This window comes from Polynucleobacter sp. MG-6-Vaara-E2, assembly GCF_018687695.1.
GTDB lineage: Bacteria > Pseudomonadota > Gammaproteobacteria > Burkholderiales > Burkholderiaceae > Polynucleobacter.
The window spans coordinates 1085655-1099984 of the sequence record NZ_CP061303.1 but is presented as its reverse complement, the minus strand read 5'-3'; the positions used below and the strand labels follow the sequence as shown (position 1 = coordinate 1099984).

Sequence of the window (14330 nt, the reverse complement as noted above, 5' to 3'; positions counted from 1 at the left end):
AAGACATGGAGAAAATATGATTTTTGCAATTCTATTAATGGATCGCCCTGGCACTGCTGATTTGAGGGTGCAAGTGCGTCCAGAGCATCGCGCTTATTTGGCGCAGCAGGCAGATCGTATGGCTTTTGCTGGTCCGCTCACTTCAGAGGATGGCAAAACAGTGCTTGGTAGCTTATTGGCATTGGACTTTCCGGATAGAGCCGCTGTTGATGCTTGGTTAAAAGATGAGCCCTTTACTAAGGCGGGTGTTTATGAAAAACCCGTGATTCATGTATTTAATAATATGTGGGCGCAGAAGGTCGGATTTCCACCGGCCTAAGTTCATAAGTCTTCAATACTGCAGTCAAAAGAAAAGCCACCCTTGGGTGGCTTTCATCTTGTGGGGAAAGACTTCAAATTGGCTTGATCTGAACTTTCCTAAATTTAATCACGCCTCCAGCAGACTGAAGAGCAATAGGACCTTCTGCAAATTTACTGTCTTGCCCATCTTCAACGGTGACTACGCCATTGAGGATGACTTTAAAGTGTGAGCCGTTTGCAATAATTTCCATGGTGTTCCATCGTCCACCAGCTTTATGAATGGGATTGACTTTAGCGACATCCACAATTGCACCAGTCGCATATGCTTGCTCAGGGCGGGTATCCCAAATATTCACCTCATAAGATGTGGCCGCAGAAACTTTTTTAGGATCTTGGCAGCGAATAAAGATACCGCTATTCGTGTTCGACTCTGCCCAAAACTCTGCTTTGATGATGAAGTTCTTGTAAGACTTTGTACTCACCAAAAAACCATTTGGTTTGTTGCTTTCAACTAGGCCCTTGCCGATGATCCAATTGGCATCACCAATAATATTCCAGCCATTAAGGCTTACTCCATCAATCAAGTCTATGTAACCATCTTGATTTTGAGCGATAGCCAAGCTGCCAAATAAGGCGGCATGAAGGCAAAAAACAAGTGAAGCAATCTTCTTTAAAGGTGATTTCATGAGGTCTCCAGTGGGTTTAGATTATTTCGTCTGCAATCATTTTCATTGTGACTGATATTGATCCGTAAAGACAAGTAGATGCTCTCCCTCGATGTTGAGCTCAGAATCAAGTAGACTTGAGCCATGAATTCAACGAAATTTCGCCTCTCCCTTATTTCAGCCCTTTTAGCTGGCATTTCTTTGGCAGGTTGTGGCTCGATTGAGCAAGCGGCCCAGGATGATTGCACCTCTATTGGCTGGAATATCGGTAGCAAAGGCTATGAAGATTGCTACAAGGCAAGGCTCTATGAGCGTAAGCTGGATTACTCCTTGCCCCCTGGAGATAAGCCATCTCCATCCCTTCTCTAAATTAGGGTTTACCCGTAATTCAATCCCTTGAGCGCCGTCAAGGACTTAGGGGTTGAAATAACCCAAAATCAAGCGTTATTTTGCCTTTCCCCTTATTTTAGGGTTTGCGCAAACGCATACATAAATATTAGAGACTAGAGACCATGAATCACCCAAAACCTACTAAGGAAATCAAAGCAGTTGCCATAGCAACAGCAAATGATTTGAGGGAGACCATTCGTCGCAAAAGCAAGCTCAAGGGTCGTCAAGCGGATGACGCATCGATTGCAGAAGTGCGACAGCTGATTGGCAATGCGCCACATCGTCGTGATTTATTAATTGAACATTTACACAAACTTAATGATGAGTATCGTGCTTTGCATGATCGTCATTTAGTTGCTTTGGCAAAAGAAATGAATTTGCCGATGGCCGAAGTCTATGAAGTCGCTACTTTCTATCACCACTTTGAGGTGGTACGCGGAAATGATCCAGTTGCTGACATCACTGTGCGTGTGTGTGATGGCATAGCTTGTGAATTAGCTGGCGCACAAAACTTGCTCGCTAAACTTCCTGCGATTTTGGGCAACCCCAAGGTTAAAGTCATTGCCGCTCCATGCGTAGGGCGCTGTGAGCAAGCTCCTGTAGCTGTGGTTCATCAGTATCCGGTGCTCTTTGCGACAACGGATAAAGTCAAAGCTGCTGTTAGCAATGGCTTAACTACTCAACCTATGGCAAAAGCTAATGCTAGCTTTGATCCAGCGGCATTAGCAGAGCAGGGCGTATCACCACAAGGTGAAAACCAAGCACTCTCGCCAGACTATGTAGGTTATGAAGCTTACCGTGCTCAAGGTGGTTATGCCTTGGCAAAAGAAATTCATGAAGGTAAGAAAGACGCTGAGAGTGTCATCAAGGCGATGGAAAGTTCAGGTCTACGTGGCTTAGGGGGTGCAGGTTTCCCAGCGGGTCGCAAATGGCGCATCGTGAGAGACCAAGTGGCGCCTAAATTAATGGCCGTCAATATTGACGAAGGCGAGCCGGGAACATTTAAAGATCGTACTTATTTAGAGCGTGACCCCCATCGCTTCTTAGAAGGCTTATTGATCGCAGCAAACGTTGTTGGTATTGATGCTTGCTACATCTATCTGCGTGATGAATATCACGGTTGCCGTGAGTTGCTCGAAATAGAATTGGCTAAACTCAAAGCGAACCCGCCATTTCCGATTCCGAATATTGAATTGCGCCGTGGTGCTGGTGCCTACATCTGTGGTGAAGAATCTGCCATGATTGAAAGTATTGAGGGCAAGCGTGGTGAACCACGTATGCGACCTCCTTACATTGCCCAGGTTGGCTTATTTGGCCGACCAACCCTTGAGCATAATTTTGAGACCCTCTACTGGGTGCGCGACATTATTTCTCGTGGCCCAGAGTGGTTTAGTTCTTATGGGCGTCACGATCGTAAAGGCTTGCGTAGCTATAGCGTGAGCGGGCGCGTCAAAAAACCTGGCGTGAAATTAGCGCCAGCGGGTATTACTATTCAAGAATTAATCGATGAGTACTGTGGTGGCATGCAAGATGGTCACCAGTTCTATGGCTACTTACCTGGTGGTGCATCAGGAGGTATTTTGCCTGCGACGATGAACGACATTCCGCTTGACTTTGATACCTTGCAACCTTATGGATGCTTTATTGGTTCTGCAGCGGTGATGGTATTTAGTGACAAAGATAAAGCGCGCGATATGGCCTTAAATGTCATGCACTTCTTTGAGCATGAGAGTTGTGGTCAATGTACGCCTTGCCGTGTTGGTACTGGTAAAGCCGCCAAACTCATGCAAGCTAAATCTTGGGATCAAGACACCCTCGAAGATTTGGCAACGGTGATGGTTGATGCTTCGATCTGCGGCCTAGGCCAAGCAGCACCAAACCCGATTCGCTGTATTCATAAATATTTCCCAGAAGAGATTCAATAAGGAAGTACCTTAATAAGAGAATAGGGAAGAACGAGACTATATGAACGCACCAACTAATCTAAAAGAACTCGAACTACAAACTGTTGAGTTCAAGCTAGACGGCAAGACCATTGTTTCTTATGAAGGTGAAACCATTCTTAAGGCAGCAAAACGTCATGGCATCGATATTCCACACCTCTGTTTTAAAGATGGCTATCGACCTGATGGCAACTGCCGTGCTTGCGTAGTCGAAATCAATGGTGAGCGTACTCTAGCGCCAAGTTGCTGCAGAAGTGCAACTCCAGGCATGGAAGTCAAAGCCAATAGCGAGCGTGCAGTCAAGAGTCAAAAGCTGGTTCTGGAGATGTTGCTATCTGATATGCCTGATGAAGGCTTTAAGTGGGTAGGTGACACCAAGGCAGAAGAGCAGAAGCAACAACATGGTGAGCTTAGTACTTGGGCGACTCGCATGGATGTCACAGTGCGTCCGCAGCTCAAAGCTTTGCGTCGCGATAAGGTTGCAAATGACGTTTCTCATCCAGCAATGGCGGTAAATCTTGATGCTTGTATTCAATGTAATCGTTGTGTACGCGCATGTCGTGAAGAGCAGGTTAATGATGTGATTGGCTACGCTATGCGTGGCGCACACAGCGAAATCGTTTTCGATTTAAACGATCCAATGGGTGATAGCACTTGCGTTGCCTGTGGTGAGTGTGTGCAAGCCTGTCCTACTGGTGCATTGATGCCAAAGGGATTAATTGGTTCACAAACAGTGGATCGTAAAGTGGATTCTGTTTGCCCATTCTGCGGTGTAGGTTGTCAGATCACTTACAACGTGAAAGATGAAAAGATTGTCAGCGTAGAAGGTCGTGATGGCCCGGCTAATCACAACCGCCTTTGCGTTAAAGGTCGCTTTGGTATGGATTACATCCATAACCCACAGCGCTTAACCAAACCCTTAATTCGTAAACCAGGTGTACCTAAGGATGAATCTATCCTCGAAGGTAAGCAGGACTGGTCTGATATTTTCCGTGAGGCGACTTGGGAAGAGGCGCTTGATTTTGCGGGCGGCGGTCTTAAGAAGCTCAAAGATCAACATGGTCTCAAAGCATTGGCTGGCTTTGGCTCTGCTAAGGGTAGTAACGAAGAAGCTTATTTATTTCAAAAACTAGTGCGTACTGGTTTTGGTAGCAATAACGTTGACCATTGCACCCGTCTTTGCCATGCATCATCGGTAGCAGCATTGCTCGAAGGTGTTGGCTCTGGTGCTGTAAGCAATCAGGTTAATGATGTCGAACACTCCAGCTTGATTTTCTTGATTGGATCTAATCCAACTGCTAATCACCCTGTAGCTGCAACTTGGTTTAAGAATGCCGCTAAGCGTGGCGCAAAGATTGTTTTGTGTGATCCACGTATAACCGAGATCAGCAAGCATGCCTGGCGCACCATGCAGTTCAAGCCAGATACTGATGTGGCAATGCTCAATGCCATGATCTATACGATTATTGAAGAAGGTTTGGCTGATAAGGACTTTATTGCCAATCGTGCCAATAACTTTGAAGCGCTTAAAGACAACATCAAGGGCTATAGTCCAGAAGCAATGGCGCCAATTTGCGGTATTACAGCAGAGACTTTGCGTGAAGTTGCTAGAGAATTTGCCACTACAAAATCTGCCATGATTTTGTGGGGCATGGGGGTTAGCCAGCACGTTCACGGCACCGATAATGCACGTTGTTTAATCGCATTGGTGAGTATCACTGGCCAAATTGGTAAACCAGGGTCAGGCTTGCATCCACTGCGCGGACAAAATAACGTTCAGGGTGCGAGCGATGCTGGTTTGATTCCAATGATGTTCCCGAACTATCAGCGCGTTGACAATCCAGAAGCGCATGCTTGGTTTGAGAAGTTCTGGGGCACACCGTTGGATAAAAAACCTGGATATACCGTAGTGGAGATCATGCACAAGATCACTGCACCAGATAGCGATCCAGACAAGATTCGTGGCATGTATGTGGAAGGTGAAAACCCTGCGATGAGTGACCCTGATTTAAATCATGCCCGTCATGCTTTAGCATCTCTAGAGCATTTAGTGGTACAGGATATTTTCATGACTGAAACAGCATTGTTGGCAGACGTAGTATTGCCAGCAAGTGCATGGCCAGAGAAGGTTGGTACTGCAAGCAATACTGATCGTATGGTGCAAATGGGCAAGAAGGCAATCAATCCTCCAGGTGATGCAAAGCCCGACCTTTGGATCATTCAGGAAATCGCCAAGCGTATGGGTCTCAATTGGAACTATCAAGGGCCAGATGATGGTGTTGCAGAAGTCTATGATGAAATGCGTCAAGCAATGCATGGTGCCATCAACGGCATTACATGGGAGCGCCTTGAAAAAGAATCAAGCGTGACCTATCCATGTCTTTCTGCTGAAGATCCAGGGCGCCCAATTGTGTTTGATGACAGCTTTGCTACGCCAGATGGTAAGGTTAAGCTCGTTCCCGCAGACATTATTCCTGCAAATGAACGTCCAGATATTGAGTATCCTTTTGTATTGATTACGGGCCGGCAGCTAGAGCATTGGCACACTGGCAGTATGACGCGCCGCGCAACAGTACTTGATGCGATTGAACCAATGGCAACCGTGTCGATGAATGGTGAAGATATGGCCCTGTTAGGTGTGACTGCTGGCGATGTGATTACCGTGCAGTCTCGTCGTGGTGAAGTTGGTATTCATGTGCGCAGAGATGACGGTACGCCAAGAGGAGTGATCTTCATTCCGTTTGCTTACTACGAAGCTGCGGCAAATTTGATCACTAATCCTGCTCTTGATCCATTTGGCAAGATCCCAGAATTTAAGTATTGCGCTGTCAAACTCGCCAAAGGTGGAGATGTTGCCAAGATCATGGGATACGGTACCAATGCACCTGGCGGATCAAAGGTGATGTCTAACGTCTAATTGCTCACCTAGTACTGAGCTAGCAAACCCAAAAGGCTCCAGAAATGGAGCCTTTTTACATCCGCTTCATGAATTTGAATTGCCCTTTAGAATGAACCCTCTATGGCAAGTTCCACACCAACACCCTCCCAAGCTCAAGCTGAGTTACCAGTTCTCATCATTGGTGCTGGATTAGCTGGCTTGACTGTTGCCCTGCATATGGCTGAAACCCAGCCCGTGATTCTCATGGCTAAGCGTGGCCTAGGTGAAGCAGCTACAGCATGGGCCCAAGGTGGCATTGTCGGGGTAGTAGATAAGGAGCATGACAGCATTGATTCGCACGTAGCAGATACGCTGGATGCTGGTGCTGGTCTCGTTGTGGAATCCACTGCGCGCTATATTGCCGAAGAAAGTGCTGAAGCAATTAAATGGTTAGTTGAGCAGGGCGTACCTTTTACTGAAGACAAATCTGGACCGATGGGTTTGCACTTAACTCGCGAGGGTGGCCATAGTCATCGGCGAATTGCCCATGCTGCCGACGCTACTGGTAAGGCAATTCATGAAGTATTGCTAGATAAAGCCAAGTCTCATAAAAACATTCGTATTCTGGAGCATTGGATTGCTCTTGATCTCATTACCAATCGTCAATTAGATGCCAAGACTCAACGCGCAAAGCCTAATCGTTGCTATGGTGTGTATGCCTTGGATATTAAAAACAATCGTGTAGATACCATTGAGGCGAAATCAGTAGTACTTGCTACTGGTGGAGTAGGTAAGGTATATCGCTACACAAGTAACCCCGATACAGCTACAGGCGATGGTATTGCCATGGCCTGGCGTGCAGGCTGTCGTGTGGGTAATATGGAATTTATCCAGTTTCATCCAACCTGTTTGTATCACCCAAGTGATCGAACTTTTCTGATTACTGAAGCCATGCGTGGTGAGGGTGGTTTGTTAAAGCTGCCCGATGGCATGCGCTTCATGCCCGATCATGATGAGCGTAATGAATTGGCTCCACGCGACATCGTCGCCCGCGCTATCGACTTTGAAATGAAAAAGCATGGTTTGGATTATGTGCATCTCGATGCTACTCATTTGGGTGAGGCATTTGTAAAAGAACATTTCCCCATGATTTATGCGCGTTGTTTAAGTCTCGGTTTGGATATCACTAAAGAGCCAATCCCGGTGGTACCTGCAGCGCATTACACCTGTGGTGGTGTTGTGACTGATCTGAAGGGCCGCACTGACTTACCTGGACTATATGCGGTAGGTGAGGCAACTTACACTGGTTTGCATGGCGCCAATCGCTTGGCAAGTAACTCTTTACTGGAATGCGTAGTCATTGGTAAGGCCGCAGCTGAGGATATCTCAGCACTGAAGACTCCAGTAATGCCTAAGTTGCCACTTTGGGATGAGAGCCAAGTAGAAGATGCCGATGAGCAAGTGGTCATTGCCCATAATTGGGATGAATTACGCTCACTTATGTGGAACTACGTTGGCATCGTAAGAACTAATCGACGTCTAGAGCGTGCCTTACATCGTATCAAGCTTCTCAGATATGAAGTCCAAGAGTATTACGCAAACTTTAAGGTTACCCGTGACTTAATTGAGTTACGCAATCTTCTTGAGTGCGCTGAACTGATCGTGCGATCAGCGCTTATGCGCCGAGAAAGTAGGGGATTGCATTACAGTCGCGACTACCCAGGCACATGGGCAGTTTCATATCCAACGATTTTGACTCCTCAATCCGAGGGAGGCGAGAATCCGCAGGAAAGTTAAAGCAGAAAGCTAGAGAACAGTTTCTAGCCTAGAATTCTCATTGAGAAATCCACTGCATTCACATCTTTGGTTAACTTACCTAGCGAGATGCGATCAACTCCAGTAGCCGCAATTGCACGCATCTGATCTAAATTGATCCCGCCAGAAGCCTCTAAGAGCGCACGACCTGCAGTAATAGCAACGGCTTGTTTCATTTGATCGGTATTAAAGTTATCAATTAAGATGCTCTGAGCACCAGCAGCTAAAGCTTCTTCTAGTTCAGAAAAGTTTTCTACTTCAATTTGAATATCTACTCCAGATTTCAGTGCTTGCGCATTCTTAAGGGCAGCGGTTACGCTACCTGCAGCGGCAATATGATTTTCTTTAATCAAAATACCGTGCCATAGAGCAAGACGTTGATTTTTCCCACCACCCACTCGTACTGCATACTTTTGTGCCTGACGTAATCCCGGAATCGTTTTACGGGTATCTAGAACTGCACAGCCTTTTGGGTTTGGGCTAGCGCTCGCAATCGCATCAACGTGCTGGCGAGTAATGCTTGCTGTCCAAGATAGGGTTTGCAGGAAGTTAATACAGGTACGCTCCGCAGAGAGTAGCGCTTGCGAGTCAGCTTGGATATCACAAACCTTGGTATCGGGTTTCATAAGGTCGCCCTCAATGTAGTGCCAAGTGACTTTCGCATTGGGGTCTAACTTCTTGAGGGTGCCTTCAAACCAATCTACGCCGCAGAGCACGGATTCTTGACGAACGATCAGTTGTGCTTGAACCAGCTTGCTTGGAACGAGCTTAGCAGTCCAATCACCCATACCAATATCTTCCATGAGTGCATCATGAATATTGCGTTGACGTGCTTGCTCTAAGGTTTCGTTGTAATCAAACATGAAAAACAATATCTATCTATAAAAGAAATAACTTAATTAAGCTGCGCCAATATTCTTCACAAAGCCATGTTGTGCTTTAGCAAGAAGATCAGGATGATTTTTTGTGAAATCGAGCATACGCTCGATGCAGCCAAGCGCCTCAACACGAATTGGCTCATCAATGAAGATTTCACCGGAGGCATTTTCAAGGCAATCTAGGATTCCTTGAAGACCATTCATGGCCATCCAAGGGCAGTGAGCACAGCTCTTACAAGTGGCACTATTGCCAGCAGTAGGCGCCTCAATCAGTTTCTTGTTTGGAGAAAGCTGACGCATGCGATGCAAGATGCCCTTATCAGTCGCAACAATATATTCGGTAGCTTGACCTTCAACTACGGCTTTGATCATGGCTGAGGTAGAACCAACAACATCTGCTAGATCCACCACTGCTTGAGGAGACTCAGGATGAACCAAGATCATGGCATTGGGGTGGGATGCTTTTAGGGTCTCTAATTCAGCCGCTTTGAATTCATCATGAACAATACAAGCACCATTCCACAAAAGCATATCAGCGCCAGTTTGTTCTTGAATATATCTACCAAGATGACGATCAGGTGCCCATAATATTTTCTTGCCTTCAACTTTGAGTTGATGAACGATAGCTAATGCACATGAACTAGTCACCATCCAATCTGCTTGAGCTTTAACTGCTGCCGATGTATTGGCATACACGACTACAACGCGATCAGGATGTGCTGCGCGAAATTTTGCAAAGTCAGCAGCATCACAGCCCAAATCTAAAGAGCAGGTTGCATCAAGATCGGGCATGAAGACGTGCTTTTCAGGACTGAGAATCTTGGCGGACTCACCCATGAAGCGTACGCCTGCAACAATGAGATTTTTGGCAGGATGATTTTTGCCAAAGCGCGCCATCTCTAATGAGTCGGCAACAAATCCACCGGTTTCAAGTGCTAAATCTTGGATATCGCCATCAACATAATAGTGGGCAACTAAGGCGGCATCTTTTTCAATGAGAAGCTGTTTAATGCGAGCAATAACTGCATTTTTCTCAGCTTCGGCTAAGTGGACTGGTACTTTTGCCCAGGCTTGGGCGGTGCAGGTAATCCCAGCAGAGTCTTGCTGAGGGTAGTCAAATGCAATTGGTGCGCTAACAGTTGAGTTCATAAGAAATCATAAACGAGTGCTAGTAAGTTTACTGAATTCTAAAAAGCTAACTTTGCATCAGGCTTGACTGCTAACAATACAGCCTTAAATTCGGCCTGTATTCTCTTGATGGCTTCTTCGCTATCTGCCTCAAAGCGCATAACAACTACTGGCGTGGTATTTGAGGGCCTTGCTAGGCCAAATCCATCTTTGTATTCCACTCGCACACCATCAATCGTGTTAATTGACTCAGAAGTGGGGAACTTAGCGGTTGCCTTAATGGTCTCTAGTAAGGCAAAAGGCTCACCTTCAGCGCAAGCTAGTTGTAATTCAGGTGTGCAAATTGCATTTGGTAAGTCATTTAATGTCTTACTGGGATCTTTTTCTTTGGAGAGGATCTCGAGTAAGCGTGCGCCGGTATAAAGACCATCATCAAAGCCGAACCAGCGGTCCTTAAAGAAGATATGACCAGACATTTCACCGGCAAGGGGAGCGCCAGTTTCTTTGAGCTTAGCTTTGACTAAAGAGTGACCTGTTTTCCACATCAAAGGCTCACCCCCATGTTGCTTAACCCAAGTAGCTAAGTTACGAGTGCATTTGACGTCATAAATAATCTGACCACCAGGATTGCGAGCGAGCACATCTTTAGCAAAGAGCATCATTTGGCGATCAGGAAAGATCACTTGACCATCTTTGGTCACGACTCCCAAGCGATCAGCATCACCATCAAAGGCAAGGCCGAGTTCGTTGTCAGTGGTCTGGAGGTTATGAATGAGGTCCTGCAGATTCTCAAGATGTGCTGGATCAGGGTGGTGATTCGGAAAATGACCATCTACCTCACAAAAGAGTTCCTCTACTTCACAACCTAATGCTCTGAATAGTTGCCCGGCAAATGCGCCGCCAACACCGTTGCCGCAGTCAACTGCAATCTTCATGGGGCGAGCGACTTTCACATCGCCAACAATATGTTTGAGATACATTGGGAAGATATCGAAAGTCGAGCGGACACCTTGGCCCGTAGCAAATTGCTTGGCTTCAATACGCTTGCGTAAAGCTTGAATCTGGTCACCATAAATTGCTGCACTACCTAGAACCATTTTGAAGCCGTTGTAATTTGGCGGGTTATGACTGCCGGTAATCATGATTCCAGACTTCGGTTTCTTGCCGTTTAGGATTTGATTGGCACCAAAGTACACCATAGGTGTAGCAACCATCCCAAGATCAATCACATGAATACCTGTAGAGAGCAGGCCTTCTGTTAATGCCTCAATCAGACTCGGTCCAGATAGGCGACCATCGCGACCAATAACGATTTCTGTTTCGCCAAGTTCACGCATCTCAGTACCAAATGCTTGGCCAATCAATTTGGCAATCGATGGATCCAGAGTCTCATCAATAATGCCGCGAATGTCATAGGCTTTAAAAATAGATGGGGAGAGTTGCATGTAAGACCTTGAATGAAAGAAAGCGCTTGGCGCTTAAGAAATTAAGAGTTGAGAAAGTTAATGCGGGCCGCAGTGATGGCATCAACACTATCGTCGGCTGCCACATGATCAGAACCGCTGGCAAGTGCTTTTTCAATTGGTTTGGCCAGAACCTTGCCATACTCGACGCCGGGCTGATCAAAACTATTGATGTTCCATAGTGCCCCTAGTGCGGCAGTACGATTCTCATAAAGTGCTAGCAAAGCGCCTAAGTAGAAGGCGTTTAGTTCGGGCAGGAGCAGTAGGCTGCTGGGGCGCTTGCCTGGATAGACATTATTGGGATTGCTATCTACCTTGCCGTGCGCCAAGGCTTGGGCTTGGGCTAAGCAATTGGATAAGAGGATACGGTGATGTGCCTCAGCCTCGGGTCGATCACTCATGGGTTTTCTGACTGCAATAAAGTCAATTGGAATAATCTCTGGGCCTTGGTGAAACAGCTGAAAATAAGAATGCTGAGCATTGCTACCAGCACTACCAAACACTACTGGGGAAGAGTGTTTTGCTGGCTTTCCGTCTTTACCAACACTCTTACCATTACTTTCCATATCAAGCTGTTGCAACCACTTCGGAAACCAATCTAGAGCATCGGCATAAGGAATGGCAGCATAGGCTTTAATGTCATGTTTTTCTTGTTGGTAGAGTAACGCTAGAGCCATGATGACTGGCAGGTTGCTTTCTAGAGGCGCATTCTTAAAATGCAAATCCATGGCATGAGCGCCAGCTAAAAATTCTTCGAAGGTCTTAAATCCATATTGCAAGGCAATTGGTAGGCCAACAGCTGACCATACAGAGTAACGGCCACCAACCCAATCCCAAAAGGGAAAGATATGATCCTCCTCAATGCCAAACTCTTTAGCGCCAGTAACGTTTGCTGTCACTGCGAATAGAGCCTTATTGATTTGGCTCTTGGTGCAACCAGAGGCTTTGAGCCAAGCCACAATTGCCTTGGCGTTCATGGTTGTTTCTAAAGTGGTGAAAGACTTAGAAACAATCACCACTCGGGTGCTATGGGGTAAGGCGCGCGCAAGAATCCGGGCTAATTCAGCGGTATCAATGTTGGCCAAGAAATGCATCCGCATGCCACGGCTATCAATATCGGGAACGTGAGCCAAGGCCTCAATGGATAAGCGTGGACCAAAGTCTGAGCCGCCAATACCAATATGAATCACATCGGTTACGCCAACCCATTTATTGCAAAGTGCTTCAATGCGACGCCATACATCCGTTATATCTGGCATGACGTCCTTGCCATCGAGTAAGACAGGGGATTTTGAGAGGTTGCGCAGCGCCGAGTGCAGGGCAGGACGATTCTCACTCTGGTTAATATGTTTGCCCGCAAACATATCAGAAATAAATTCTGAGAGTTTTGCCTTACGAGCTGTTTCAAATAACTGAGACCAGCCATTCTGATCAATACCTTGGTAAGCGGTATCTAGAACAACATCTACGGCAGTGTGAGCGCCATTGGGCATATTGCCAGATAGCTTATTTATAGCGTTCGGTTTGTCAGAAACAGTGTTTGAAGACATCCTTGGATTTTATCAATAAGGGGGTCAAAATCCCCTAAAACACTGAAAATGTTAGGATTTCGGTATATTGGGCGTCATCAAATAGTCACAATGAGTGAAAAAAGAGACTAGTGCTGCAGTAAATAAGCAAAAACAATCAGTAAAACTAAATACGGGCGGAGATAGATGGAGCAGGTTGATTGTGTTGTGGTGGGTGCCGGCGTTGTCGGGCTAGCGGTTGCCCGTGAGATGGCGCTTCAAGGTCGCGAAACAATCTTGCTTGAACGTGAAAGCGCCTTTGGTACTGTGAGCAGTGCCCGCAACAGCGAGGTAATCCATGCTGGCATCTACTATCCCAAGGATTCATTAAAGGCCAAACTTTGCGTTCAGGGCAATCGGTTGCTCTACGAATACTGCCGTAGTCATCAAGTTGCAACCCAGCCCTATGGCAAGCTCATTGTTGCTGCTGATGAGACCCAGATTGATGATTTACAAGCTATTTTGTATAAAGCACAAAATAATGGCGTACCTGAAATCAAGATGATTTCAGGGGAGGAGGCAAAAGCCTTGGAGCCAAATCTCAGATGCGTAGCAGCAATTCTGTCTTCGACGACGGGCATTGTAGATAGTCATGGATATATGCTTTCCCTACTCGGGGGGTTTGAGGATGCTGGAGGCATGGTTGCTTATCAATCTCCATTAATCAGTGCCAAGCCAATTAGTAATAAGGCTGAGGGTGGCTATGAATTAACGATCGGTGGACCTGATGGCATGCAAATTCAGACAAAATGGCTCATTAATTGCGCTGGTATGAGTGCGCCAGCGGTTGCGCAAAAAATCGAAGGATTAACAGCAGATCAAATTCCAAAAGCCTATTTTGCAAAAGGCAATTATTTTTCCCTCTCCGGAAAATCACCATTTACCCACTTGATCTATCCGATTCCAGAGCCAGGTGGATTAGGTGTGCATCTCACCTTAGACATGGGTGGCCAAGCTAAGTTTGGCCCGGATGTCGAGTGGCTTGATATTGAAACTGAAGAGCAGATTGATTACACGGTCAACCCAAAGCGAGGTGAGGGCTTTTATGAAGCTGTGAGACGTTACTGGCCTGGCCTTCAGGACAACTCCTTGCAGCCTGATTATTCAGGAGTGAGGGCAAAAATCGTCCCACCTAACTCACCAGCAGGGGACTTTAGCTTTAATGGTCCGCATGATCATGGTCTACAGGGGCTTTACAACCTATATGGCTTTGAGTCCCCAGGACTCACCTCTAGCCTTGCGATTGCTAAGCATTTAGAGGGACTAATCAAAAGTTCCTTATAATCTAGGGCTGAAATCGCA

General features: G+C 46.4%; 11 protein-coding genes. 6 read left to right on the top strand and 5 right to left on the bottom strand.

Features of this window, described 5'->3' with window-relative positions:
- The first annotated feature begins 16 nt into the window (after positions 1-16).
- Complete coding sequence (locus ICV38_RS05760; RefSeq protein WP_215378239.1) at positions 17-319, top strand: YciI family protein; 303 nt, start codon at positions 17-19, stop codon at positions 317-319.
- A 73-nt stretch (positions 320-392) separates the two neighbouring features.
- On the opposite strand, the gene ICV38_RS05755 is transcribed toward ICV38_RS05760, so the two are convergent.
- Complete coding sequence (locus tag ICV38_RS05755) at positions 393-986, bottom strand: DUF1080 domain-containing protein (RefSeq protein WP_215378236.1); 594 nt, start codon at positions 984-986, stop codon at positions 393-395.
- Positions 987-1109: 123 nt separating this feature from the next.
- Between ICV38_RS05755 and ICV38_RS05750 the strand changes: the two genes are divergently transcribed.
- The 4 genes from ICV38_RS05750 to nadB all read left to right on the top strand — a co-directional run bounded on the left by ICV38_RS05750 (position 1110) and on the right by nadB (position 7973).
- Complete coding sequence (locus ICV38_RS05750) at positions 1110-1334, top strand: hypothetical protein (RefSeq protein ID WP_215378233.1); 225 nt, start codon at positions 1110-1112, stop codon at positions 1332-1334.
- A gap of 143 nt (positions 1335-1477) precedes the next feature.
- A complete protein-coding gene (locus tag ICV38_RS05745; RefSeq protein ID WP_215378231.1) occupies positions 1478-3280 on the top strand; it encodes an NAD(P)H-dependent oxidoreductase subunit E in 1803 nt (600 codons plus the stop codon).
- A 40-nt stretch (positions 3281-3320) separates the two neighbouring features.
- Positions 3321-6215, top strand: a complete 2895-nt coding sequence (gene fdhF, locus ICV38_RS05740) for a formate dehydrogenase subunit alpha (RefSeq protein WP_215378228.1) — start codon at positions 3321-3323, stop codon at positions 6213-6215.
- Positions 6216-6317: 102 nt separating this feature from the next.
- Positions 6318-7973, top strand: coding sequence for an L-aspartate oxidase (gene nadB / locus ICV38_RS05735; protein WP_215378225.1), 1656 nt, complete (start codon positions 6318-6320; stop codon positions 7971-7973).
- Positions 7974-7996: 23 nt separating this feature from the next.
- Here the strand turns inward: nadB and nadC are convergent, their stop codons facing one another.
- The 4 genes from nadC to pgi are packed head-to-tail and all read right to left on the bottom strand — an operon-like array spanning position 7997 to position 13010.
- Positions 7997-8854, bottom strand: coding sequence for a carboxylating nicotinate-nucleotide diphosphorylase (gene nadC, locus ICV38_RS05730; protein ID WP_215378222.1), 858 nt, complete (start codon positions 8852-8854; stop codon positions 7997-7999).
- Between the two features lie 36 nt (positions 8855-8890).
- Positions 8891-10018: a quinolinate synthase NadA gene (gene nadA, locus ICV38_RS05725; RefSeq protein ID WP_215378220.1), complete on the bottom strand. Its 1128-nt coding sequence runs from the start codon at positions 10016-10018 to the stop codon at positions 8891-8893.
- Positions 10019-10056: 38 nt separating this feature from the next.
- Entirely contained in the window at positions 10057-11442 is a 1386-nt protein-coding gene (locus ICV38_RS05720) for a phosphomannomutase/phosphoglucomutase (protein ID WP_215378217.1), read from the bottom strand.
- Positions 11443-11483: 41 nt separating this feature from the next.
- Positions 11484-13010 (bottom strand): glucose-6-phosphate isomerase, encoded by a 1527-nt coding sequence (gene pgi, locus ICV38_RS05715; protein WP_215378214.1) that lies wholly within the window; start codon positions 13008-13010, stop codon positions 11484-11486.
- Positions 13011-13175: 165 nt separating this feature from the next.
- On the opposite strand from pgi, the gene ICV38_RS05710 reads away from it, so the two are divergent.
- Entirely contained in the window at positions 13176-14312 is a 1137-nt protein-coding gene (locus ICV38_RS05710; RefSeq protein ID WP_215378211.1) for an NAD(P)/FAD-dependent oxidoreductase, read from the top strand.
- Positions 14313-14330 lie beyond the last annotated feature (18 nt).

Excerpts from the sequence above, each read along its gene's own strand:
- nadC (WP_215378222.1), bottom strand. The coding sequence starts at position 8,854 with ATGTTTGATTACAACGAAACCTTAGAGCAAGCACGTCAACGCAATATT.
- ICV38_RS05755 (WP_215378236.1), bottom strand. The coding sequence starts at position 986 with ATGAAATCACCTTTAAAGAAGATTGCTTCACTTGTTTTTTGCCTTCAT.
- nadA (WP_215378220.1), bottom strand. The coding sequence starts at position 10,018 with ATGAACTCAACTGTTAGCGCACCAATTGCATTTGACTACCCTCAGCAA.
- fdhF (WP_215378228.1), top strand. The coding sequence starts at position 3,321 with ATGAACGCACCAACTAATCTAAAAGAACTCGAACTACAAACTGTTGAG.
- ICV38_RS05720 (WP_215378217.1), bottom strand. The coding sequence starts at position 11,442 with ATGCAACTCTCCCCATCTATTTTTAAAGCCTATGACATTCGCGGCATT.
- ICV38_RS05750 (WP_215378233.1), top strand. The coding sequence starts at position 1,110 with ATGAATTCAACGAAATTTCGCCTCTCCCTTATTTCAGCCCTTTTAGCT.
- ICV38_RS05710 (WP_215378211.1), top strand. The coding sequence starts at position 13,176 with ATGGAGCAGGTTGATTGTGTTGTGGTGGGTGCCGGCGTTGTCGGGCTA.
- pgi (WP_215378214.1), bottom strand. The coding sequence starts at position 13,010 with ATGTCTTCAAACACTGTTTCTGACAAACCGAACGCTATAAATAAGCTA.
- nadB (WP_215378225.1), top strand. The coding sequence starts at position 6,318 with ATGGCAAGTTCCACACCAACACCCTCCCAAGCTCAAGCTGAGTTACCA.
- ICV38_RS05745 (WP_215378231.1), top strand. The coding sequence starts at position 1,478 with ATGAATCACCCAAAACCTACTAAGGAAATCAAAGCAGTTGCCATAGCA.
- ICV38_RS05760 (WP_215378239.1), top strand. The coding sequence starts at position 17 with ATGATTTTTGCAATTCTATTAATGGATCGCCCTGGCACTGCTGATTTG.